The sequence below is a fragment of the Sphingobium sp. FG125 genome (assembly GCF_057809795.1).
The window spans coordinates 1-21,044 of the sequence record NZ_JBMDKQ010000011.1; the positions used below are offsets into that span (position 1 = coordinate 1).

Annotated in this window: 13 protein-coding genes and 1 pseudogene; 7 read left to right on the forward strand and 7 right to left on the reverse strand. The window is 63.1% G+C overall.

Going from position 1 to position 21,044, the window contains the following annotated elements:
* Positions 1–25: 25 nt before the first annotated feature.
* The 4 genes from ACODSR_RS12035 to ACODSR_RS12050 all read right to left on the reverse strand — a co-directional run bounded on the left by ACODSR_RS12035 (position 26) and on the right by ACODSR_RS12050 (position 3,773).
* A complete protein-coding gene (locus ACODSR_RS12035; RefSeq protein ID WP_489076756.1) occupies positions 26–955 on the reverse strand; it encodes a hypothetical protein in 930 nt (309 codons plus the stop codon).
* 139 nt (positions 956–1,094) lie between these two features.
* A complete protein-coding gene (locus ACODSR_RS12040) occupies positions 1,095–1,571 on the reverse strand; it encodes a hypothetical protein (protein WP_489076758.1) in 477 nt (158 codons plus the stop codon).
* A gap of 406 nt (positions 1,572–1,977) precedes the next feature.
* Positions 1,978–2,403, reverse strand: a complete 426-nt coding sequence (locus tag ACODSR_RS12045) for a cupin domain-containing protein (RefSeq protein ID WP_489076760.1) — start codon at positions 2,401–2,403, stop codon at positions 1,978–1,980.
* Positions 2,400–3,773, reverse strand: a complete 1,374-nt coding sequence (locus ACODSR_RS12050) for a pectate lyase family protein (RefSeq protein ID WP_489076992.1) — start codon at positions 3,771–3,773, stop codon at positions 2,400–2,402. The genes ACODSR_RS12045 and ACODSR_RS12050 overlap by 4 nt, the downstream gene beginning before the upstream one ends.
* Positions 3,774–4,298: 525 nt before the next feature.
* Here ACODSR_RS12050 and ACODSR_RS12055 point away from each other — a divergent pair.
* Together ACODSR_RS12055 and ACODSR_RS12060 are read left to right on the forward strand one after the other, a co-directional pair.
* Positions 4,299–7,124 (forward strand): TonB-dependent receptor, encoded by a 2,826-nt coding sequence (locus ACODSR_RS12055; RefSeq protein ID WP_489076994.1) that lies wholly within the window; start codon positions 4,299–4,301, stop codon positions 7,122–7,124.
* A gap of 220 nt (positions 7,125–7,344) precedes the next feature.
* Positions 7,345–8,931 (forward strand): family 43 glycosylhydrolase, encoded by a 1,587-nt coding sequence (locus ACODSR_RS12060; protein ID WP_489076762.1) that lies wholly within the window; start codon positions 7,345–7,347, stop codon positions 8,929–8,931.
* Here the strand turns inward: ACODSR_RS12060 and ACODSR_RS12065 are convergent.
* The gene (locus tag ACODSR_RS12065) at positions 8,928–10,535 is read right to left on the reverse strand and encodes an AMP-binding protein (RefSeq protein ID WP_489076763.1); all 1,608 of its coding nucleotides are present in this window, start codon (positions 10,533–10,535) and stop codon (positions 8,928–8,930) included. The genes ACODSR_RS12060 and ACODSR_RS12065 overlap by 4 nt on opposite strands.
* Before the next feature lie 136 nt (positions 10,536–10,671).
* On the opposite strand from ACODSR_RS12065, the gene ACODSR_RS12070 reads away from it, so the two are divergent.
* Positions 10,672–12,171, forward strand: a complete 1,500-nt coding sequence (locus tag ACODSR_RS12070) for a CoA-acylating methylmalonate-semialdehyde dehydrogenase (protein ID WP_489076765.1) — start codon at positions 10,672–10,674, stop codon at positions 12,169–12,171.
* 303 nt (positions 12,172–12,474) lie between these two features.
* A complete protein-coding gene (locus tag ACODSR_RS12075; protein ID WP_489076767.1) occupies positions 12,475–12,858 on the forward strand; it encodes a c-type cytochrome in 384 nt (127 codons plus the stop codon).
* A 99-nt stretch (positions 12,859–12,957) separates the two neighbouring features.
* Here ACODSR_RS12075 and ACODSR_RS12080 read toward each other — a convergent pair whose 3' ends face one another.
* On the reverse strand, positions 12,958–14,325 hold the full coding sequence (locus ACODSR_RS12080; RefSeq protein ID WP_489076769.1) for an ATP-binding protein: 1,368 nt from the start codon (positions 14,323–14,325) through the stop codon (positions 12,958–12,960).
* A pseudogene (locus ACODSR_RS12085) lies at positions 14,322–15,054 on the reverse strand (response regulator transcription factor). The gene ACODSR_RS12080 and the pseudogene ACODSR_RS12085 overlap by 4 nt, the downstream one beginning before the upstream one ends.
* 342 nt (positions 15,055–15,396) lie before the next feature.
* Between ACODSR_RS12085 and ACODSR_RS12090 the strand changes: the two are divergent.
* From ACODSR_RS12090 to ACODSR_RS12100, 3 genes are read left to right on the forward strand one after another with little or no spacing between them, the layout of a single operon-like run.
* Positions 15,397–16,524 carry an efflux RND transporter periplasmic adaptor subunit gene (locus tag ACODSR_RS12090; protein WP_489076771.1) on the forward strand — a complete coding sequence of 376 codons (1,128 nt, stop codon included), beginning with the start codon at positions 15,397–15,399 and terminating at the stop codon, positions 16,522–16,524.
* 10 nt (positions 16,525–16,534) lie between these two features.
* Positions 16,535–19,684, forward strand: a complete 3,150-nt coding sequence (locus tag ACODSR_RS12095; RefSeq protein ID WP_489076773.1) for an efflux RND transporter permease subunit — start codon at positions 16,535–16,537, stop codon at positions 19,682–19,684.
* On the forward strand, positions 19,681–21,036 hold the full coding sequence (locus tag ACODSR_RS12100; protein WP_489076775.1) for an efflux transporter outer membrane subunit: 1,356 nt from the start codon (positions 19,681–19,683) through the stop codon (positions 21,034–21,036). The genes ACODSR_RS12095 and ACODSR_RS12100 overlap by 4 nt, the downstream gene beginning before the upstream one ends.
* The last annotated feature ends 8 nt before the right edge of the window (positions 21,037–21,044 follow it).

Genomic DNA, 21,044 nt, shown 5'->3' on the forward strand with positions numbered 1-21,044 from the left:
TCCTACCGGCCATCATAGTCGCCGCTCAACCGGCCATCGTAGTTGTCGCCGCGCAGGCACCGGCAAAATATTGCTGCTCGCGCAAAGCGGGATGAAGTCGCCAACTATCAGGCCGCGGCCCAAATCTTTCAGGCCAATGCCGGGAAGATTCCGCACGAATGAGAGCTTGCGCCGGGATAGCACCGTCCCGCAGCTTCATCGGCTTTCCGGCTAGCGTGCCATGCGTTGTGTTGAAGTAAAACGCATAGTCTGGCGTAGCTAAGCCGTATTGCATACTTGGTGAGTATTCTGGCCCGCTATGTGGTACGACGCGATGGAAAAAGAGGGTAGTTCCGTCATCTGCCAGGAAGCGCGGAACTTCCGAAAGCTGTTCCGCTACAGGAACGAGAATATCCGCAACGGCAAATCGCTCATCCTCGCCATTGCAGAAGATGCGACCCTCACGCGCCCCGGCTAGGCCGGGCTCAAAGCGCCATTTCGGTGGGGGCCTGTCCAGAGGGAACGGCGCATAGGGATGAACTTCCTCCGCAAGCCGGTCGCGATGGGTTCCGCCGTCATACCAACTCGACGTGAATCGGCCCTTGGTCCGCCACTCACCGTTGAGCCACCCACCCAAAATGAGAACGGCGTGCTGGTCGCACTTTTCTTCGATCAGCCAAACGAGAATGGCGTCCAGCAGAAACCATGTAATGCGCCGCCAAGCGCCATAGCTTTCTCTAACGCTTCGCGCTGTTCGATCATTCCAATCGACCAACGCCACCTTGCCGTAATAGTTTCCCTTGTCGAGAAGGCGGACTGAGAACCGAAGCCCTATTTCGGAATCCAGATACTCACAGTCGATATTGGCCGAACGTCTTTTGCGGATCAGGAGGCGTTGGCCGGTGGCAAGGCAATATAGCCCCCCGCAGGGTTCGCGGTCATAGGTCGAATACAGAGAAGCGGGGCGCGTCGTCATGGTTCGAGCTTAGCGCACAAATACTAATTCGGCCTTTCCTGTTCTATCCCGCCGACAAACACACGGCAGCGACATGGCGGCTACCGCCTGATTGTCGGTCAGGTGCCAGCTTGTTAAGGGAAATATCGGTTGACGATACTCATGCCGCATCTCCCCGCTGCGACGGATCACCCGCAAGGTCGTCGAGGTAGATCTTTTCTCCCGGATAGGATTGTAGAAGACGGCGGAGCGCTGCTACTTCATCGCCGTCAAAATTGTGGCGTGCCCATTCGCGCAGGGTCGGATTGATACGCGCGAACGCAGAGTTCTCATAATCGTAGAGATCGTTTTTGAGACGGAACCACCTCGTGAACGGACCGATCAGATTCGGGAGAATGCCTTCATGATTTTCATACTGTTCGTCGGTAAAAAGCGCTTCCTTCTGCGCAGCAGCCCAAATTTGCGGCTCCGCCTTAGCAAGCAGCGCACAGCGCAATACATCGCTCAACTTGGGTAACGGCAAGTCATGCGGAATGCTGCGACCCATGATGCTGCCATGGACTGCCTCATAGGCTCGCAGCAATTCTTGACGCTCACGCTCATACCAAAGCGTTTCCAAATTGAGCTTTTCCATCATGCCCCCTCTTGCTTTGCGATGCAGTCACGCTGAACGCCCCAAGTCCATGCATGCCCTGTCGCGTCATCATGCGCCTGTCCATCGCCATTTGTGGCGGGGCTGTGGTCCTTGGTGTTTTGACCGATGCGCCAGTTGAGCGGGCGATGGATGCGAGTTGTCTAGACACATGCCTGACGGCAATCACATAATTGCCGTGCACGATTGCAAGATCTGCTTGTGGCTTCGTTGATCCAGATTTCGATACCCGAAAAACACGGTCGGATTGGATGAATGCGCGACAACGGCTGATGCAGGGTTTCCCGTCACCTCGTTACGCCTCCAGTACAGCAAGGCATGTGGTGCGCGATGGGTCCCCACCTGCGCGGCAACATGCGGGTGTAGAGTGCTGGGACGGGCGATCCCCGCGCTACTTTGCCTTTTCACCAGCGCCTTGCTTCACCGGATAGCTGATGATCAGCGCCAGTGGTTGCTCACCGGTTTGGCGGATGCCGACCATAGCGCCGTCGTAGAGATAGGCGGCCATGCCGGGGGTGAGGCTTTGGGTTTTGCCGTCGGAGGTGACGTCGCCGGTGCCGGAGAGGACATAATAGACTTCGTCATGGGCGATGGGGTGGAGGCCGATGGCGGAACCGACATGGAGGATGCGTTTGCGGAATTCCATGGTGCGGGGCTGGGGGGCGGCGTCGCTGATGCGATAGGCGGTGCTGAGACCGATCTTGCCATGGGGGGTGGGTTCCTCGCGGCGGACGCTCTGTTCGTCGATCACGACCATCGGTGGCGCGGGGGATGCTGCGACCGGGGCGGTGGCGAGGAGGAGGGGGGCGAAGATCATTTCGTTTCTCCCATTTGTGCGCCCTGACGCATCATCTTGTCGCGGTCGGACAGATGTTCGGCGATCTCCGCCGTCTGACCGGGATAGCGGCCCGATTTCGGCTCCATCGTGTCGAGGTTCCAGTCGGCCGCGACGAAGGGCGCGCGGGTCTGCGCCATTTTGGGGTAGCCGCCAACCTGCCGTTCATCGTCGATGATTTCGCCGCGTCCTTCGGCCACGAAGAAGAGGACGCGCAGATCGTCGGCGTCGCGGTCCCATGGGCGCGCACCGGCATGGGCGAGGACATGGGTTTCCACGTCGCGGACGGGCAGGACTTGCGTGCCGGGCCACCAGATCGGCGGGACGGCGACCTGATTGATTTTGGCGCGGGTTTCGCCATAGCGACCGAACATCGGCAGGGCGACGCCGAAGCGATCGACCGCGATATTATCCTTGCCGTGATAGTCGAGATCGCCATCCCCGCCCAGCGTCAGGAAGGGCAGGCCGGGGGCGGTCGATACGCCGCCGCGCAACACGTTGCCGACCGCGGAGAGCTTGCCGGTCTGATAGGGATGATCGCCCCATTCGAGCGCCATGAGATTATAATGGACCGCGCGTTCGCCCGGATCATAGAGGATATTATTGACCATCTGGACCTGCGCCCCGCCCTTCAGCAGCGGGTTGCGTTCCTTGTTATGGGCATAGACGTTGCGATAGATCAGTATCTCGCTCGCATTGTCGTGGATCAGCGTCCCCTTGCTATGTTCGCCCTTGGGATGGCTGGCGTCGGCGAGCCCTTCGGCGGCGATATTGTAGGAGAAGGTGATGGCGTGGCTGGTGCCTTTGCGCCAGTCGTCCGGGGTCTTGCCGGTGAAGCGCGGGCCGGACGCGGACATATTCTCGTCAATCGCCCAGGTGAAGCTGCAATGGTCGATCACGACATTATGGGCCGCGACGGTGGAGAGGGAATCGGCCTCCCAGCCGCTCATCTTTGGCTGGCCATCGACCCCGGTGCGGACGCGGATATGGCGCATCACCACGTCATGGGTGGCGATGTCGATACCGGTCTTGATCAGGGTAATGCCGGGGGAGGGGGCGGTCTGGCCCGCGATGGTGACGAAGGGTTCGGTGATTTTCAGCGTCTGGCGGGCCATGTCGATGATGCCGCCAACCTCGAACACGATGATGCGCGGGCCTTTGGCCTCCAGCGCGGCCTTGAAACTGCCGGGACCATCGGGGGCGAGGGTGGTGACGCGCAGGATGCGACCGCCCCGCCCGCCGGGCGTGGTGGCGGCCCAGCCGACAGCGCCGGGGAAGGCGGATTGGGCAGCGGCGGCGCGTTGCGGCGCGGATTGGGCGGCTGCGGGCTGGACCATCAGGCATTGGGCCATCGCGACGCCAAGCAGCATCCATTGGGGGCAGGACCGGGGGATGGGCATGGTGACGGTGGCTCCTCTCTTTGGCCATGGGTGTGCCATTGTGCGGCATCGGCTGCAAGTGCGTTGTGACACCGGTGTCCAATAATCACGATATGGCGATGCCGGCGCGGGTCGAGCAAGGGGTTTTGTGTCGCAACCGAGCAGGCGAAGCGTTGCCAACTGTGGCATTCAGGCCATCTGCGAACAATAATCGTCACGCTATATTGACAGGCGGAAACGTGGCGCGCATTTATGGCTTCGGTTATGACACCGGTTTCCAGTGACGCCAGCGGACCAGCAACAGCTGGCGGCGGCACGGGCAGGAGAGGGCGCAAGCGAGACGAATCGCCCCTGATCCTGCCGATAGACCATGCCCCGTTCGCCGATTTGGCCGAGCGGGTATCGACAACAGGGAAGGAGCGGAACGTGCAGATTCGGAAGGGCAATCATCAGGGCGGTACGCAGCGCTGGCTGGCCGGGGCAAGCGTCGCGGCGATCATGCTGGCGATGCCGGTGGCGGTGCTGGCGCAGGATGCGCCGCAGGCTCCGGTACAAAGTGCAGAGGAAGGCGAGGCCGCCGACATCGTCGTCACCGGTTTCCGCCAATCGCTGGGCGCGGCGATCAATCTGAAACGCCAGTCGGTCGGGTCGGTCGATGCGATCGTGGCGGAAGATATTGCGAAATTTCCCGATCAGAATCTGGCGGAATCGTTGCAGCGTATTCCGGGCATTTCGATCCAGCGTGACGGCGGCGAAGGCCGGGCGATCACCGTCCGTGGCCTTGGCGCGCAATTTACCCGTGTTCGCGTGAACGGCATGGAAACCGTCGCGACATCGACCGACGGCGCCAGCGCCAACCGCGACCGCGCGTTCGATTTCAACGTGTTTGCGTCCGAACTGTTCAGTTCGCTGGTGGTCCACAAGACCGCTGAAGCCTCGCTCGACGAAGGATCGCTGGGCGCAGTGGTGGATTTGAACACCGGTAATCCGCTTGCGGGCAAGGACGGTTTCACCTTCGTCGGTTCGGCGACCGGTTCCTACAATGACCTCTCCAAGAAATGGGGGCCGCGCGCCGCCGGTTTGCTGTCGTGGAAATCGCCGGACGGGCAATGGGGCGTGGCGCTGTCTGCGGCTTACTCCAAGCTCGATACGCTCCAGATGGGCAATAATACGGTGCGCTGGTCGCAGGCACGGTTCGACAGTGTCGATGGGACGCCCTGTTTCTGGAATACTGCGCCCGCAACACCGCCGGCCACCGGCACGGTGTTCACGACAGCGCAGCCAAATAGCGGCGGCACTTATCGGGCAAGCGCGGGCTGCGACAAGGCGGCGCTGGCCTTTCACCCCCGCATCCCGCGTTATGGCGAAATCGCGCAGGAACGCGAGCGTCTGGGCATAACCGGATCGATCCAGTGGTCGCCTTCGGAAGCCACCAAAGTGTCGATCGACGGGCTATTCTCCCGCTTCCGCGAAACCCGTGAAGAGAAATGGGGCGAAGTGCTGCTGCGGTCGAACGAGCGGTCGATCGACGTCGTCAATCCGGTCTATGACAGCAACAACAACCTGATTTCCGCGACGCTGAACGATGCCTGGGTGCGGACCGAACATTATCTGCGCAAGTCGCAGACGAAATTCTACCAGTTGGGCGGCACCTGGGATCAGGATGTCGGCGACAATTTCCGCTTCACCCTGCTGGGCGGCTTTTCCAAGTCGGATGCGTCGATCCCGGTCGAGACCACTTTGGTGTTCGATGACCGCGATGCGCAGGGTTACAAGTATGACTACACCAACATGAAGCGTCCGGTGCTGACATTTGGCACCAGCGTGACCGATCCGGCCAATTTCCAGCTGGCCGAAATCCGCGATCGGCCATCGTCGACCGTCAACAAGTTCCGCACGATGCAGCTGCGCACCGAATGGGACGTGACGGAGGGCTTCACGGTCAAGGCGGGCGCGGTCTATCGCCGCTTCTCTTTCGATACGGCAGGCTTTAGCCGCGACACCGCGGTGTGCGGCAATGGCGGGGTAGACCGGGTGCTGGGCACGCTGGCCTGCTCGCCGACTTCGGCCTTTGGTCCGGGCGCGGTCTATGGCTTCCCGGTGACGGCAGCGCTGGCAGAGATGTTCACGCTGAAAGGCGCGGACGCACCGGCTGGGACGACGACGCAGTGGCTGATCCCCAATCTGGCGGCGGGGACGGACTTTACCAAATTGTATCAGCGTAACGCGGCTGTGGATGCCAGCAATACGCGCAGTGTGGTCGAAAAAACGAAAGGCGGCTATCTTCAGTTCGATGCCAAGGGCGATATTTTCGGGCTGGAATATGCGGCCAATGCAGGTATCCGCTATGTGAAGACCGACCAAAGTTCAGTCGGATTGCTCTCTGCAGCGGTACGAGAGATCGGGCGCTCTTACGAGGATTGGCTTCCGGCGGTGAATATTGCCCTGTTCCCGCATCGGGACATTGTCGTGCGTGCTTCCGTTGCGGACGTCATGACACGGCCATCGCTGGGTAATCTGACACCGGGAGGATCGGTGAGCGGATTTAACTATACGGTCAACTTCGGCAATCCTGACCTCAATCCATTTCGTGCAACATCCTATGATTTGGCGCTGGAATGGTATTTCGCGCCGCAGTCGATTGCATCAGTAGCGCTCTTCAAAAAGGACGTGCAAAGCTTCCCGATCAGCCAGACGTTTATTAACACTTATGCATCGACAGGATTGCCGCTGTCGATCATCCAACCCGGCTCACCAGCCGCCGGACAGCCCGAAAGGGATGCAGGGTGGGCGATCAGCACGATTATTAACGGCACCGGCGCAAGTTTGAAGGGCGTCGAATTGTCGGTGCAGGCACCCTTCACATTCCTGCCCGGTTTCCTGTCCCATTTTGGCGGGATCGTGAACGCCACTTTTGTCGATTCGAGCGCCGACTATACAGTATCGGGTCCGGCGGTGGTGCCGGGCGGCGGCGGCATCACGGCAGTCCGCAACGCGACCCTGTTTGGCCTGTCCAAGCGCGCTTTCAACGGCACGCTCTATTATGAGGACACAAAGTTCAGCGCCCGTGTGTCGGCCAGCTATCGCAGCGGTTATATCGACCAGAATAGCGCAACCGGCAACGTGTTCGAGGGCTATAACAGCACGATCAACGTCGATGCGTCGATGCGGTACAAGCTGACCGACTGGATCGAATTGTCGCTGGAAGGCATCAACCTGACCGACGAATATCGCGATCGCTACACCGATCAGGATGCCAATCGCAATTATGAGCAGCTGCATTATGGGCGCACGTTCCAGGTGGGCGCGCGGTTCAAGATGTAAGGCTCATGGCCGGGCTGCCTCTGCACGGGCGGCCCGGTTTTTCTGTCGTTCAAGGAACAGAGGTGTCGTTCCGTCGATAGGGTCGATCAGGTCGGTCATGCCCCCGGCATGACCTTCAACTGCCGGGGGCAGTTGAACCTGATCGAACCCCTCCGTCTGGCCTTCGGCCCGACACCTCCCCTGCAAGGGGAGGATCAGTTTGTATGATAAGGAGCGCCCCATGACGATCAGCCGACGCGATGCGATGACGGGCGGGTTGGCCGGGAGTGCGCTGGCGTTGATCGGCACGGACGCGGTTGCAGCCCCTACGGCAGCGACTGACTGGAAGCGTGGTTTCGACAATCAGCGTATCGCTGATCTGGGTGACGGGCGCTTCCTCAATCCGCTGATTGCGGGCGACCGGCCCGATCCGGCCATCCTGAAGGATGGGGCGGATTATTATATGACCTTTTCAACGTTCGACAGCTATCCGGGCGTCACCATCTGGCACAGCCGCGACCTTATCAACTGGCAGCCGCGCGGGGCGGCGCTGCACAAGAATATCGGGTCGGTATGGGCGGTCAGCCTGGAGAAGCATGAAGGCCGCTACTTCATCTATATTCCGGTCAAGGCCAGCCCGAACAGCATCTTCGTGATCCATGCCGACAGCATTGACGGGCCGTGGAGCGAGCCCATTGACCTGCAACTGCACGATCATATCGACCCGTGCCATGTAGTGGGGGAAGATGGCAGCCGCTGGCTGTTCCTGTCGGGCGGGGACCGCATCCGGCTGAGCGCGGACGGGCTGTCCACGGTCGGCGCGGTCGAGCATGTCTATGATCCCTGGCGCTATCCCGACACATGGGATGTCGAGGGCTTTTCGCCGGAAGGGCCGAAGATCCACCGCCATGGCGGCTGGTTCTATATGCTGACCGCCGTGGGCGGGACGGCGGGACCGCCGACCGGGCATATGGTGATCGCGGCACGATCCCGCTCTATCCATGGGCCGTGGGAGCAGCATCCGGGCAATCCGCTGGTGCGGACGGAAAGCCTGGCCGAACGCTGGTGGTCGCGCGGCCATGCCAGTCTGGTGGAGGCACCGGACGGAAGCTGGTGGGCGGTCTATCATGGCTTTGAGAACGGGCTGTGGACGCTGGGACGGCAGACATTGCTCGATCCGGTCGAGTGGACGGCGGATGGCTGGTTCCGCATGACCGGGGGCGATCTGTCGCAGCCGATCGCCAAGCCGCGCGGGGGCAATACGGTCCCCCATGGCATGGCGCTGTCGGATGATTTTGCGACGCTCAATCTGGGTGCGAAATGGAATTTCTTTCGGCCAGACCCGGACGAGGCCAGCCGGGCGCGGGTGGAAAAGGGCGCACTGGTCCTGAAGGGGCGCGGCACCGCGCCGGTCAATTCATCGCCGCTGCTGCTGATCGCGGGCGACCCGTCCTATGAATTTCAATGCGATATAGAGATTGCGCCGGGCGGGACGGCGGGGCTGCTGCTCTTTTACGATGACAAGCTCTATTGCGGGCTGGGCTTTGACGAGACGCGATTTGTCACCCACCAATATGGCATGGAGCGGGGCCGACCTGCCAACCCCTATGGTCGCACGCTGACGATGAAGGTGACCAACCGCCACCATATCATCGCCTATCATCTGAGCGGCGATGGCGGACGGACATGGAGCCGGTTCGACCGGGGGATGGAAGTGTCGGGCTATCACCATAATGTGCGCGGTGGATTTCTGATGCTGCGACCCGGCCTTTATGCGGCGGGTCCGGGCGAGGCGCGGTTCCGCAACTTCCGGTTTCGCGCGCTCTAGCTGGCCGTAAGCGTCGCGCGAATGGCGGCTTTCAGCACCTTGCCCGCATCATTTTTGGGCAGGGCATCCCAGAGCAGTATGTTTTCGGGATATTTGAAACGGGCCACGCCGTGGCGGCCCAGAAAATCGGCGATGGCGGAGACGTCCGGGGCTGCCGCGCCGCGCGGCACGATGATGGCGACGGCGCGCTCGCCGGTGCGCGGGTCGGGGATGCCGACGATGGCGATTTCGGCGATATCGGGGTGGCCGACCAGCAAATCCTCAATCTCCTTGGGTGCGATATTTTCGCCGTTGCGGATGATGAGATCCTTGATCCGGCCAGTGACCACCAGATGGTCGCCATCGACCCAGGCGCCCTGATCGCCGCTACGGTAATAGCCATCGGCGTCGAAGCTGCTCTCCTCATCCTCCGGGTGGAGATAGCCGACCATCATCTGCGGTCCGCGCGCGCGAATTTCTCCGTCCGGGGCGATGCGGATGGTGGCGATGCCGGGGCGGCCATCGGTATCGGCGGCATGATCGCGGTCGGCGGCGTCGATGACGCCGACAGTGGTGACCGGCAATTCGGTCGACCCATAGACGCGGCTGACGATCGCCCTGTCGAAATAGGCGGCAGCATCGCGGATCAGGCTGGGGGGGACCGATGCGCCGCCGCAGATGAACAATTTAAGGTCAGGCAGGCGGGTGCCGGCGGCGCGGGCGGCGGCCAGCAGATGCTGGAGGAATGGGGTAGCACCCGCCATATGAGTGCAGCGCTGATCGACCATGATCGCGACGGCATCATCGGGATTCCAATATTCCATCAGGATTGCGGTTGCGCCCAGCAGCAGCGGGGTTTCAAAGGCGTAGATCGAGCCGCCGATGTGGCTGACCGGCGAGGGGACGAGGAAGCGGTCGCCCGGCTCGACCAGCCAGTGACGGCCAATCTGGCGGATCAGCGCATTGATGCTGTTATGGCTGTGGAGGACGCCCTTGGGCCGTCCGGTGGTGCCGCTGGTGTACATGACCATGCGGACATCGTCGGGATCGACGGTGGGGAGCGGGGCGTCGCCGGTGTCTGCCAGCAGGTCGGCAAAGGCCATGTGCGGTCCTGCCTCACCGCGCAGGACGATGACGGCGGGCGGGGTTGCCAGCACCGGGGTGACGCGGGCGAGCATCGCGGCATAATCATGGCCGCGAAAACTGGCGGGGATGAAGATCATCGCGCTGTTGAGATCGGCGAGGATGAAGCGCAGGTCATGGTCGCGCAATGAGGGCAGGATGGGGTTGGCGACCATGCCCGCCAGCGTCGCGCCCATATAGATGATTGCGGCTTCGTGCCAGTTGGGCAGCATGAAGGAGATGGCGCTGCCCGGTGCGAAGCGGGCCAGCATGGCCTGGGCAAGGCGGGTGGCCTGCGCGCGCAGGGCGGCGGCGGTCAGGCTCGTGTCGCCGTCAATCAGCAGGACGCGGTCGGGTGTGTCGCGCGCGGCGCGGATCAGGGCATCGGCGGCGGTCTCCGCCTGCCACCAGCCGTCCTTATAGGCTTGCGCTGCGAACGCATCATCACGGCGGACGGACCAGCCGGTGGGCGTCGTGCGCCGGGGTGAAGCGATTTCGGACATGGCGCAGAAATGCGGGAGTCGGACAAGCCGGGCAAGCCGGGCGGCAATCCAGCGTCCCGGCGATCAAAACAGCAGCGATATTTCGATGCGTCCGATCCTCCTTTATGGGCAGCCGATCAGTTCATGCGAGGGCATCATGCGCATCATCGACAATTTTATTGGCGGCCAACATCAGGCGTCGACCTCGACCCGACTGGGCGACGTGTTCGATCCGGCGAAGGGCAAGGTGCAGGCGCAGGTTCGCCTGTCCGACCCGACCGAATTGGACGCCGCCGTCGCCAATGCGCAGGCGGCGCAGCCAGCCTGGGCGGCGATGAACCCGCAGCGCCGGGCGCGGGTGATGTTCAATTTGAAGGCGCTCATTGAAAAGCATATGGACGAGCTGGCCGCAATGCTGTCGGCCGAACATGGCAAGGTCCATTCGGATTCCAAGGGCGATATCCAGCGCGGGCTTGACGTGGTGGAATTTGCCTGTGGCATCCCGCATCTGCTGAAGGGTGAATATACCGAAGGTGCGGGGCCGGGGATCGACGTCTATTCGATGCGTCAGCCGATCGGCATCGCGGCAGGGATCACCCCGTTCAACTTCCCGGCGATGATCCCGATGTGGATGTTCGCGCCCGCGATCGCGTGCGGCAATGCGTTCATCCTGAAGCCATCCGAGCGGAACCCTTCGGTGCCGGTGCGGCTGGCGGAGCTGGCAATGGAGGCGGGGCTGCCTGCGGGCATTTTGAACGTCGTCCATGGCGACAAGCAGGTGGTGGACGCGATCCTCGACAATCCCGCGATCCGGGCGGTGAGCTTTGTCGGTTCGTCCGACATCGCCCAATATGTCTATGGCCGCGGCGCGTCGAACGGCAAGCGGATGCAGTGCATGGGCGGGGCGAAAAATCATGGCATCGTCATGCCCGATGCCGACCTGGACCAGGCGGTCGCGGACATTCTTGGCGCGGCCTATGGGTCGGCGGGCGAGCGCTGCATGGCCTTGCCGGTGGTAGTGCCGGTAGGCGAAGCGACCGCGGTGGCGCTGCGGGCCAAGCTGGAAACGGGCATTGCGGGGCTGCGCGTCGGTGTGCCGAGCGATCCCGATGCCCATTATGGTCCGGTGGTCAGTTCGGCCCATAAGGCACGGATTAAAAACTATATTCAGATGGCGGTTGATGAAGGCTCCGAACTGGTCATCGACGGGCGCGGCTTTGCGTTGCAGGGCTATGAGGAGGGTTTCTTCCTGGCACCGACCTTGCTCGACCATGTGAAGCCGGACATGAAGAGCTATAATGAGGAGATTTTCGGGCCGGTCTTGCAGATGGTGCGGGCGGAGACGTTCGAGGAGGCGCTGAGCTATCCGACCAAGCATCAATATGGCAATGGCGTGGCGATCTTCACCCGGAACGGCGATTATGCGCGCAAATTCTGCGCCAATGTCGAGGTCGGCATGGTCGGCATCAACGTGCCGATCCCGGTGCCGGTCAGCTATCACAGCTTTGGCGGCTGGAAGCGGTCGGGCTTTGGCGACATGAACCAATATGGCATGGACGGCGTGCGTTTCTATACGCGGGTCAAGACGATCACCCAGCGCTGGCCCAGCGGCGGCGCGGTGATGGACCAGAGTTTCGTTATCCCGACGATGAGCTGAACATATGTGAGCGATTTGATATGGGGGTATATTTAACATAATCCTTGTTATCGAACTTTCCGATCGTGATTTTCAGCAGGAGGGCTGTGCGGGCGACCGTGTGGCCCTCCTTTTTGGTTGGGCTATCGATGCTCGAATGCAAAGGCCGGTTGCCCTCTCGTGACTGCATGATACATCCATGCCGCTGGCAGTCGGCTTTGCTGCGGTGGCGAAGATGCTTCAATCACCGTTCACATTCGGACTGCCAGAGAGAATTGCACATTGATAGAGAATCAGCGGCAGAGTGAAGGGATGAGTTGAAGCATGACAATCGCGCGGAGCCTGACTGGACTGACAATCGCTGTGGTCGCCATGGCCGCTACGCCTGTGCTGGCGCAGGCTGGCGATGCCGCCAAGGGCAAGATTGTCTTTGCGCGCTGCGCGCTGTGCCATGATGTCAAGGCTGGACCCAAGAAGATGGGGCCCAACCTGGCGGGCCTGTTCGGCCGCACGTCGGGTACGGTGGCGGGTTTTACTTATTCGCCCGCGATGCAGAAGGCGAAGATCCGCTGGGATGCCAAGACGCTCGACGCGTTTTTGACGAAGCCAAGCGGCGTTGTTCCGGGTAACCGCATGGCCTTTGCCGGTGTGCCGCAGGCGGCGGATCGTGCCAATTTGATCGCCTATCTCAAGGCCGAAGCGAAATAGGCTAGCTGGTTAAACCTGCGTGCCGACAATGCGTTTCCCCCCGGCCCCGTTCGTTGAAGGTAGAGCCATCGCCCGCGAGGGGGATCGGGTGCCGTACAGCTAGCCCTTCATATCGATGGTGGCGATCAGGCCGCCATCATCGGCATTGCGCAACCGGACAGATGCCTCGAAGCTCATGGCAAGCGACCGGGCTATGGTCAGGCCGATGCCGGTGCCGGTGCGTCCGCCCGGCTGACCGGTCGCACCGCGCGTGAAGGGTTCGAACATCTGGTCGAGCCGGTCGGCGGGGATGCCCGGTCCACGGTCGCGGATATGGATCAGCACCCGCCCCCCTGCCCGCGCGCAGCTGATGTCGGCGCTGCCGCCATAACGTACCGCATTGTCCACCAGATTGGCGATGCAGCGGGTCAGCGCATTGGGCTTGACCCGAACGGTGCCGCCGCAGCCGGTCAGGAAGCGGACTGGCGCACCCAATTCCTCTGCATCCTCGGCCATGCTGGCGAGCAGCGAGTCGATGTCGAGGACCGACCACTCCTCCCGCGCTTCGGTGCTGCTGGCCAGGTCCAGCCCTTCACGCACCAGCCGCTGCATGGCTTCATGATCGGCCAGCAGGCGCGCGCGCAGTTCCTCATTTTCCACCAGTTCCAGCCGCAGCCGCAACCGGGTGAGCGGTGTCTGTATGTCATGGCTGATCGCGGCGAGCAGCTGGGTCCGTTCGGCAAAGCCCGCGCGGGCGCGCCGCTGCATCAGGTTGAAGGTGGAGAGCGCGGCGCGCACTTCCTCCGGCCCGCGTTCGGGAATTTCCTCCGGGTCGAGCGAGACCGAAAAGGCCTCCGCCGCCTGCTCCAGCCGCCGCAATGGCTTGGACACGAAGCGGGCGACAAATATCGCAAGCCCAGCCGAGGCGGCGACGATCACCAGCAAATAAAGCGGATTGAAGATGGTGCTGGGCGGTTTGGCGAGACGCGGGAAAGTGAGCGCCATTTCGCGTCGCTGCCCCTCATGATCGGTAAAGCGCACGATCCAGCAGTCGGGGCGCGGCGCGTCGATCAGGCCTGCTGCCCGTTCCCATCGACCCGTGTAGGTGGCAAAGCACAGGCCCGTCGGCACCTGGCCGGCTTCGGGCTGGGACCGGGGACCAAAGCGTTCCGCCAGTGTCGATTCGACGTCCCGGTTCGTTTCGGCCAGTGCAATGCCGGGCGGCACGGGCGCTGCCCCCATGAAGCTGTGGTCGGCCATCATCGCCTCGATCCGTGCCGGATCGCGCCGCAGACGGTCGGCTATATCGACGGCGCTGGCCACGACACGCTGCCGCCGCACCCGTTCAAAATCATGACGGCGGGTCTGTTCGGCGACCAATAGCGCGATGATCGCGGCGATCGTCATGCCCAGAGTCAGGATGACGAAAATCTGCCCCGCCATGGAGCGGAAGAAAGTGCGGACCCGGCCGCCCAGCCGCCTGATCATGAATAGTCCACCGCGCTGGCCAGCACATAGCCTTCGCCCCGCACGGTCAGGATCAGTTCGCTGCCGCCCGGCACGTCGGCCAGCTTCTGGCGCAAGCGGCTGATCTGAAGGTCGATCGAGCGGTCGAACGCGGCGGTGGCGCGCCGTTCGGGCAGCAAGGCCGCGCCCCAGCACAATATTGGGTTGCTCGATAAAGTGGCATAGCAGCCGATATTCGGCCGAGGACAGCATGACCAGCCGCTCGTCTGGCGCGATCAGCCGGCGCTGCACCAGGTCGAGCCGCCACGGGCCGAAATGGGCGTAGCGCATCGCGTTCGCCCTGCCCTGCGTTCCGGTGTCGCCCCGGCCCCGGCGCAGCAGGTTGCGGATGCGCACCAGCAATTCGCGCGGCTCGAACGGCTTGGTCAGATAATCGTCGGCACCCAGTTCCAGCCCCAGCACCCGATCGATCGCGCTGCCCCGCGCGGTCACCATGATGATCTGCACGTCCGATCCTTCGCCCCGCAATTCGCGGCACAGCGACAGGCCGTCGCCATCGGGCAGGTTGAGATCGAGGACGATGAGGTCGACCGGATGATCGCGCAGCCTTTGCCGCAATTCGCCAAGGTTCGCCGCCGCCAGCAGCCGGTAATTTTCCTGGGCCAGCTGGCCGACGATCAGTTCCCGGATGTCCGCATCGTCATCGACGACCAGCACGGTAGCAGCACGGGCGGGAGCGGTATCAGGCATCCCCCTTCCCTAGCGCGTCGCGTGGCGAAAGTCTGCCCGGCGGCCAGCGATGATACAGGCTGATACAAAGCGATACGCTATGCCGCACAGTGCCACAGATGGAAGCCAAATTCCGCTATGCGGTCGTTGCCAAAATAGCCAAGAGGCTGAGGTCGGCTGCCCCCCTCGCCGACACCATGCGGAGTCCTTGCGATGCCTGTCCGTCCACCGGGACGGACAATCGCCGCGATCGATCCGGCCGTCAGCGTGCGTCCCCCTCCCCCTCGTGCGCCCCGGCAGGTCGAACCCCGCGCGAAAGCGCATCGCAAGGCTCCGCCTGGTCAACAAGGAACCTGCCCGACGATGTTAGCGCCTTTCTCTGCCCGTTCCCTGCCCCTGCTGGCACTTTGCCTGGCCGTCGCGGCGTGTGGCGACAAGCCCCCTCCGCAGAAGGGTCCGGTCGAGGTGGGCGTGGTGACGCTGACCGCGCGCAATGTCACGGTGGCGAGCGAATTGCCGGGCCGCACCGTATCCACCATGATGTCGCAGGTCCGGCCGCAAGTGGCGGGCGTCATCCAGAAGCGGCTGTTCACCGAAGGATCGCTGGTGAGCGCGGGCCAGCCGCTTTATGAGATCGACCAGCGGCTCTATCGGGCGTCGCGCGACGAGGCGATGGCGGCGCTGGCCAGCGCGCAGGCGACCGCCGCGGCGGCGCAGGCGAAAGCGCGGCGCTATGCCACCTTGTCGGACAATGAAGCGGTCAGCGCCCAGGATCGCGATGATGTGACCGCGACCGCGCGGCAGGCCGCCGCTGCTGTCCAGCAGGCGCGCGCATCCCTTGCGACGAGCAACGTCAATCTGCAATTCACGCTGGTTCGTGCGCCGATCAGTGGCCGGATAGGCCGGACGCTGTTCACGCAGGGCGCGCTGGTCACCGCCAGTCAGGCCGATCCGCTGACCACCATCCAGCAGCTTGACCCCATTTATGTCGATATCACCCAGTCGAGCGCGCAGCTGTTGCAGCTGCGCCGGTCGCTGGCGGCGGGCAAGACGCTGCCGGCCAGCGCGACGATCCGGCTGAAGCTGGACGATGGCAGCGATTATCCGCAGGCGGGGCAAATCGAATTTGCCGAGCCGATCGTGGACGTCAACAGCGGCACGGTGACGCTGCGCGCCCGCTTCCCCAATCCCGACGGATTGCTGCTGCCCGGCATGTTCGTGCGCGTCGTCGCGCCGCAAGCGGTGGTGCCGGGCGCGATCCTGGCCCCGCAGCAGGGCATCAGCCGCGATCCCAAGGGCAATGCGACCGCGCTGGTGGTGACGAAGGATAATAAGGTTGAGCGGCGGATCGTGACAGCCGGTCAGGCGATCGGCGACGCATGGCTGATCACCGACGGGCTGAAGGCGGGCGACCGCCTGATCGTGGAGGGCACCGACAAGGTGAAGCCCGCCGACAAGGTGAAGCCCGTGACCATCGCGACGAAGAAGTAGGGACCGGATCTTGCTCAGTCGCTTTTTCATCGAACGGCCGATTTTCGCCTGGGTCATCGCCATTGGCGTGATGATTGCGGGCATGGGGTCCATGCTGTCGCTGCCGATCGCCCAATATCCCGACATTGCGCCGCCTGCGGTGGGTATCAACGCAACCTATCCGGGCGCGTCGGCGGAGACGGTTGAAACCAGCGTCACCCAGGTCATCGAACAGCAGCTGACCGGCGTAGATGGCCTCATGTATTTCTCGTCCTCTTCCTCGGCGACGGGGCGATCGTCGATCACCGTGACGTTCGAGAAGGGAACCGATCCCGACACCGCGCAGGTGCAGGTACAGAATAAGGTGCAGCAGGCTTTGAGCCGCCTGCCCAATGCAGTGCAGCAGCAGGGGCTGACCGTCACCAAGTCGCAAACCGACTTTTTGATGCTGGTCGGTATTTATGACGAGAGCAACCGCGCGTCGCAGTCCGACATTTCCGACTATCTGGTCAATAATTACCAGGATTCGATTGCGCGGATCAGCGGCATCGGCGCGGCGCAGATTTTCGGGTCGCAATATGCGATGCGCATCTGGCTGGACCCCTACAAGCTGGCCGCCGTCAAGCTGATGCCGTCCGACGTGCAGAGCGCGATCGCGGCGCAGAATGTCGAAGTATCTGCGGGACAGATCGGGGCCGACCCGGCGCCTGCCGGGCAGCAACTCAATGCGACGGTCACGGCGCGTGCGCGGCTTCAGACGCCGGAGCAATTCCGCGCTATCATCGTCAAGACCCAGAGAGACGGGTCGATCGTCCATCTGTCCGATGTGGCGCGGGTGGAGCTGGGCAATGAAAGCTATACCACTGCCGCCCGGCTGAACGGCCATCCCGCGTCCGGCATGGCGTTGCAGCTGGCACCGGGGGCCGATGCGCTCAAGACCGCCGAACTGGTCAAGGCGCGGGTGGCGGAGCTGTCCACCAACCTGCCCGACGGTTACAGAATCGTGTTTCCGCGCGACACCACGCCGTTCATCAAATTGTCGGTCGAGGAGGTCATCAAGACGCTGATCGAGGCGGTGCTGCTGGTCGTCGTCGTGATGTTCCTGTTCCTGCAAAGCTGGCGCGCGACGCTGATCCCGGCGATCGCGGTGCCGGTGGTGCTGCTCGGCACATTCGGTGTGCTGGCGCTGTTTGGCTATTCGATCAATACGCTGACCCTGTTCGGGATGGTGCTGTCGATCGGCCTGTTGGTGGACGATGCCATCGTTGTGGTCGAGAATGTCGAGCGCATCATGGAGGAGGAAGGGCTTTCGGCGCGCGAGGCGACGATCAAGTCGATGGAGGAAATTGGCAGCGCGCTGGTCGGCATCGCGCTGGTCCTGTCCGCCGTGCTGCTGCCCATGGCCTTTTTTGGCGGGTCGACCGGGGTGATCTACCGCCAATTTTCGATCACGATCGTGTCGTCGATGCTGCTGTCGGTGCTGGTAGCGCTGATCCTGTCGCCTGCTTTGTGCGCCACGATCCTGAAACCCATTGCGGAGGAACGGCGGACCCAGGGCTGGTCGGGGAAATTCAACCGCTGGTTTGAACGGCTGACCAATGGCTATGTCCGCCGCACGACGCAGATGCTGGGCAAGCGGACTTTGTTCTGGGGTGGCTATGGCGTCATCATCGCCCTTCTGCTGCTGCTGTTCGTGCGGCTGCCGTCCAGTTTCCTGCCTGTCGAGGATCAGGGGCAGGTGATGGTGCAGCTGACCCTGCCCGCCGGTGCGAAATCAAGCCGGACCGCCGATGCGGTCGAGCAGATGCAAAATTATTTCCTGAGTGACGAGAAGGACAATATCGCCTTCGCGTTCGTGATGACGGGTTTCAGCTTTGCGGGGCAAGGCGAAAATACCGCGCAGGGCTTCATCAATCTGGCACCCTGGGGTGATCGACCGGGGGCGGTGAACAGCGCCAACGCGATCGTCGGGCGCGCCAACAAGCAGCTGGCCGCCATCCGCGACGCGCGGGTGCTGGCGATGACGCCGCCCGCCATTCGTGGCCTCGGCCAGTCGAACGGCTTTACCTTTGAACTGCTCAACACTGGCGGGCTGTCGCGGGCGCGCTTTCTGGAGCTGCGCAACCAGTTGCTTGCTGCCGCGCAGAAGGACCCGATGCTAACCGGGGTGCGCGCCGCGACGCTGGAGGATACGCCCCAGCTAAAGGTCGATGTCGATTCCGAAAAGCTGGCCGTGTTGGGGCTGACCCAGGGCGATGTCGACAATGTGCTGACCTCTGCCTGGGGCAGCCGCTACGTCAATGATTTCGTTGATCGCGGGCGGGTGAAGCGCGTCTATATGCAGGCCGACGCGCCCTATCGCGCGCTGCCCACCGATCTCGACAAATGGATGGTGCGGTCCAGCGCGACCGGCGAGATGGTTCCCTTCTCCGCCTTTGCCACGACGCATTGGACGATGGGACCGACGACGGTTGCGCGCTTCAATGGCCAGTCGGCCTATGAGATACAGGGGCAGGCTGGCCCCGGCGCGAGTTCGGGTGAGGCTATGGACCGGATCGTGGCGTTGCAAAAGCAGCTGCCGACCGGGACCAGCTATGCCTGGAGCGGCCTGTCCTATCAGGAGCAATTGTCGGGCGGGCAGGCGCCGTTGCTTTATGCCCTCTCGGTGCTGGTCGTGTTCCTGTGCCTGGCGGCGCTCTATGAAAGCTGGTCGATCCCGTTCGCGGTGCTGCTGGTGATCCCGCTGGGGCTGGTCGGCGCGGTGATTGCTGTGTGGGCGCGGGGGCTGGAAAATAATATCTATTTTCAGGTTGGGCTGCTCACCACCATGGGGCTGGCGGCGAAGAATGCGATCCTGATCGTAGAATTTGCCGAACTGGCGCACCGGCAGGGCAAGGATGCACTGTCGTCGGCGCTGGAGGCGGCGCGGCTGCGGTTCCGGCCGATTTTGATGACCAGCCTGGCCTTCATCGCGGGCGTCATTCCGCTTGCCATCGCTACGGGCGCGGGCGCGCAAAGCCGCATCGCGATCGGCACGGCGGTGGTGGGCGGCATGGTGACGGCGACGGTGCTGGCGATCTTCTACGTGCCGCTCTTCTTCGTCACCATCGCCCGGCTGTTTGGCAATGACCGGCCTGTGCGCCCGGAACCGACACCGCCGGGCGCAGGAGTGCCCGCATGAGCCGCGCCGTCCTTCCGCTGATCCCCGCGCTGATGCTGGCGGGGTGCAATATGGCCCCGGCCTATGTCCGCCCCGCCCCGCCAGTGCCCGCGGCGTTGCCGACGGGCGAGGCCTATGCGCCGACGCAACCCGGCGTGCAGCCGGGGCTGGCCTGGACGCAGTTGGTGAGCGATCCCGCGCTGCGCACAGTCATTGAGCGGGCGCTGGCCAATAATCGTGACCTGCGCGCGGCGCTGGCCAATATCCTGTCGGCGCGCGCGCAATATCGGGTGCAGCGCGCGGCGCAACTGCCGACGCTGAGCGGGGACGCAGGCGCGAATGTGACGCGGCAGAATGACAGCTATAGCGCGGATATCGGCATCAGCGCGTTCGAGATCGACCTGTTCGGCCGGGTCCGCAACCTCAGTGAGGCCGCGCTGGAGAGCTATCTGGCGACGCAGGAGGGCGCGCGGGCGACGCGCATCACCCTGATCGCCGAAACCGCCACCGCCTACGCCACGCTGGCGGCGGATCAGGAATTGCTCGCCGTGTCGCGGCAGACGCTGGCGAGTGCGCAGCGCAGCCTGACGCTGACCCAATCGCTCAAGGGCGCGGGGCTGAGCGGCGGACTGGACGTCTATCAGGCGCAAACCATAGTGGAACAGGCCGCGTCCGACGTCGCCGCCAATGTGACGCAGGTGGCGCAGGATCGCAATGCGCTGAACCTGCTGGTCGGCGCGCCGATCGAGGATGCACTACTCCCCGCCTCGCTCGACAGCCTGATCGCCGGGGTTGTCAGAGTGCCTGCCGGTCTGTCATCCGACATGCTGCTCCAGCGTCCCGACGTGTTGCAGGCCGAACATCAGCTCAAGGCCGCCAATGCCGATATCGGCGCGGCGCGCGCGGCGATGTTCCCGAAGATCAGCCTGACATCGGCGATCGGCGTCGCGAGTTCCGCCCTGTCATCGCTCTTTACCGGTGACGCCTTCACCTGGTCGGCCAGCCCGTCCGCCAGCCTGCCGATCTTCGGCGGCCCGGCGCGCGGCAATCTGGACTATAGCAAGGCGCAACGCGACCTGGCGCTGGCGCAATATGAAAAGGCGATCCAGACCGCCTTTCGCGAAGTCGCCGACGCGCTGGCGCGGGACGGCACGATCGACGCGCAGCAGGCGGCGCAACGGCGGCTCGTCACCGCCAGCCAGCGCGCCTATGACCTGTCGGAACAGCGCTACCGGTCGGGGATCGACACGTTCCTGAACACGCTGGTCAACCAAAGATCGCTTTATTCTGCGCGCCGGTCGGCCATCGCGACCGACCTTGCCCTCGTCAGTAACAGGCTGCTGCTCTACAGGGTGATCGCCGCCGACCAGTAGAGTCGCAT

Excerpts from the sequence above, each read along its gene's own strand:
- ACODSR_RS12035 (WP_489076756.1), bottom strand. The coding sequence starts at position 955 with ATGACGACGCGCCCCGCTTCTCTGTATTCGACCTATGACCGCGAACCC.
- ACODSR_RS12040 (WP_489076758.1), bottom strand. The coding sequence starts at position 1,571 with ATGATGGAAAAGCTCAATTTGGAAACGCTTTGGTATGAGCGTGAGCGT.
- ACODSR_RS12045 (WP_489076760.1), bottom strand. The coding sequence starts at position 2,403 with ATGATCTTCGCCCCCCTCCTCCTCGCCACCGCCCCGGTCGCAGCATCC.
- ACODSR_RS12050 (WP_489076992.1), bottom strand. The coding sequence starts at position 3,773 with ATGGCCCAATGCCTGATGGTCCAGCCCGCAGCCGCCCAATCCGCGCCG.
- ACODSR_RS12055 (WP_489076994.1), top strand. The coding sequence starts at position 4,299 with ATGCTGGCGATGCCGGTGGCGGTGCTGGCGCAGGATGCGCCGCAGGCT.
- ACODSR_RS12060 (WP_489076762.1), top strand. The coding sequence starts at position 7,345 with ATGACGATCAGCCGACGCGATGCGATGACGGGCGGGTTGGCCGGGAGT.
- ACODSR_RS12065 (WP_489076763.1), bottom strand. The coding sequence starts at position 10,535 with ATGTCCGAAATCGCTTCACCCCGGCGCACGACGCCCACCGGCTGGTCC.
- ACODSR_RS12070 (WP_489076765.1), top strand. The coding sequence starts at position 10,672 with ATGCGCATCATCGACAATTTTATTGGCGGCCAACATCAGGCGTCGACC.
- ACODSR_RS12075 (WP_489076767.1), top strand. The coding sequence starts at position 12,475 with ATGACAATCGCGCGGAGCCTGACTGGACTGACAATCGCTGTGGTCGCC.
- ACODSR_RS12080 (WP_489076769.1), bottom strand. The coding sequence starts at position 14,325 with ATGATCAGGCGGCTGGGCGGCCGGGTCCGCACTTTCTTCCGCTCCATG.
- ACODSR_RS12090 (WP_489076771.1), top strand. The coding sequence starts at position 15,397 with ATGTTAGCGCCTTTCTCTGCCCGTTCCCTGCCCCTGCTGGCACTTTGC.
- ACODSR_RS12100 (WP_489076775.1), top strand. The coding sequence starts at position 19,681 with ATGAGCCGCGCCGTCCTTCCGCTGATCCCCGCGCTGATGCTGGCGGGG.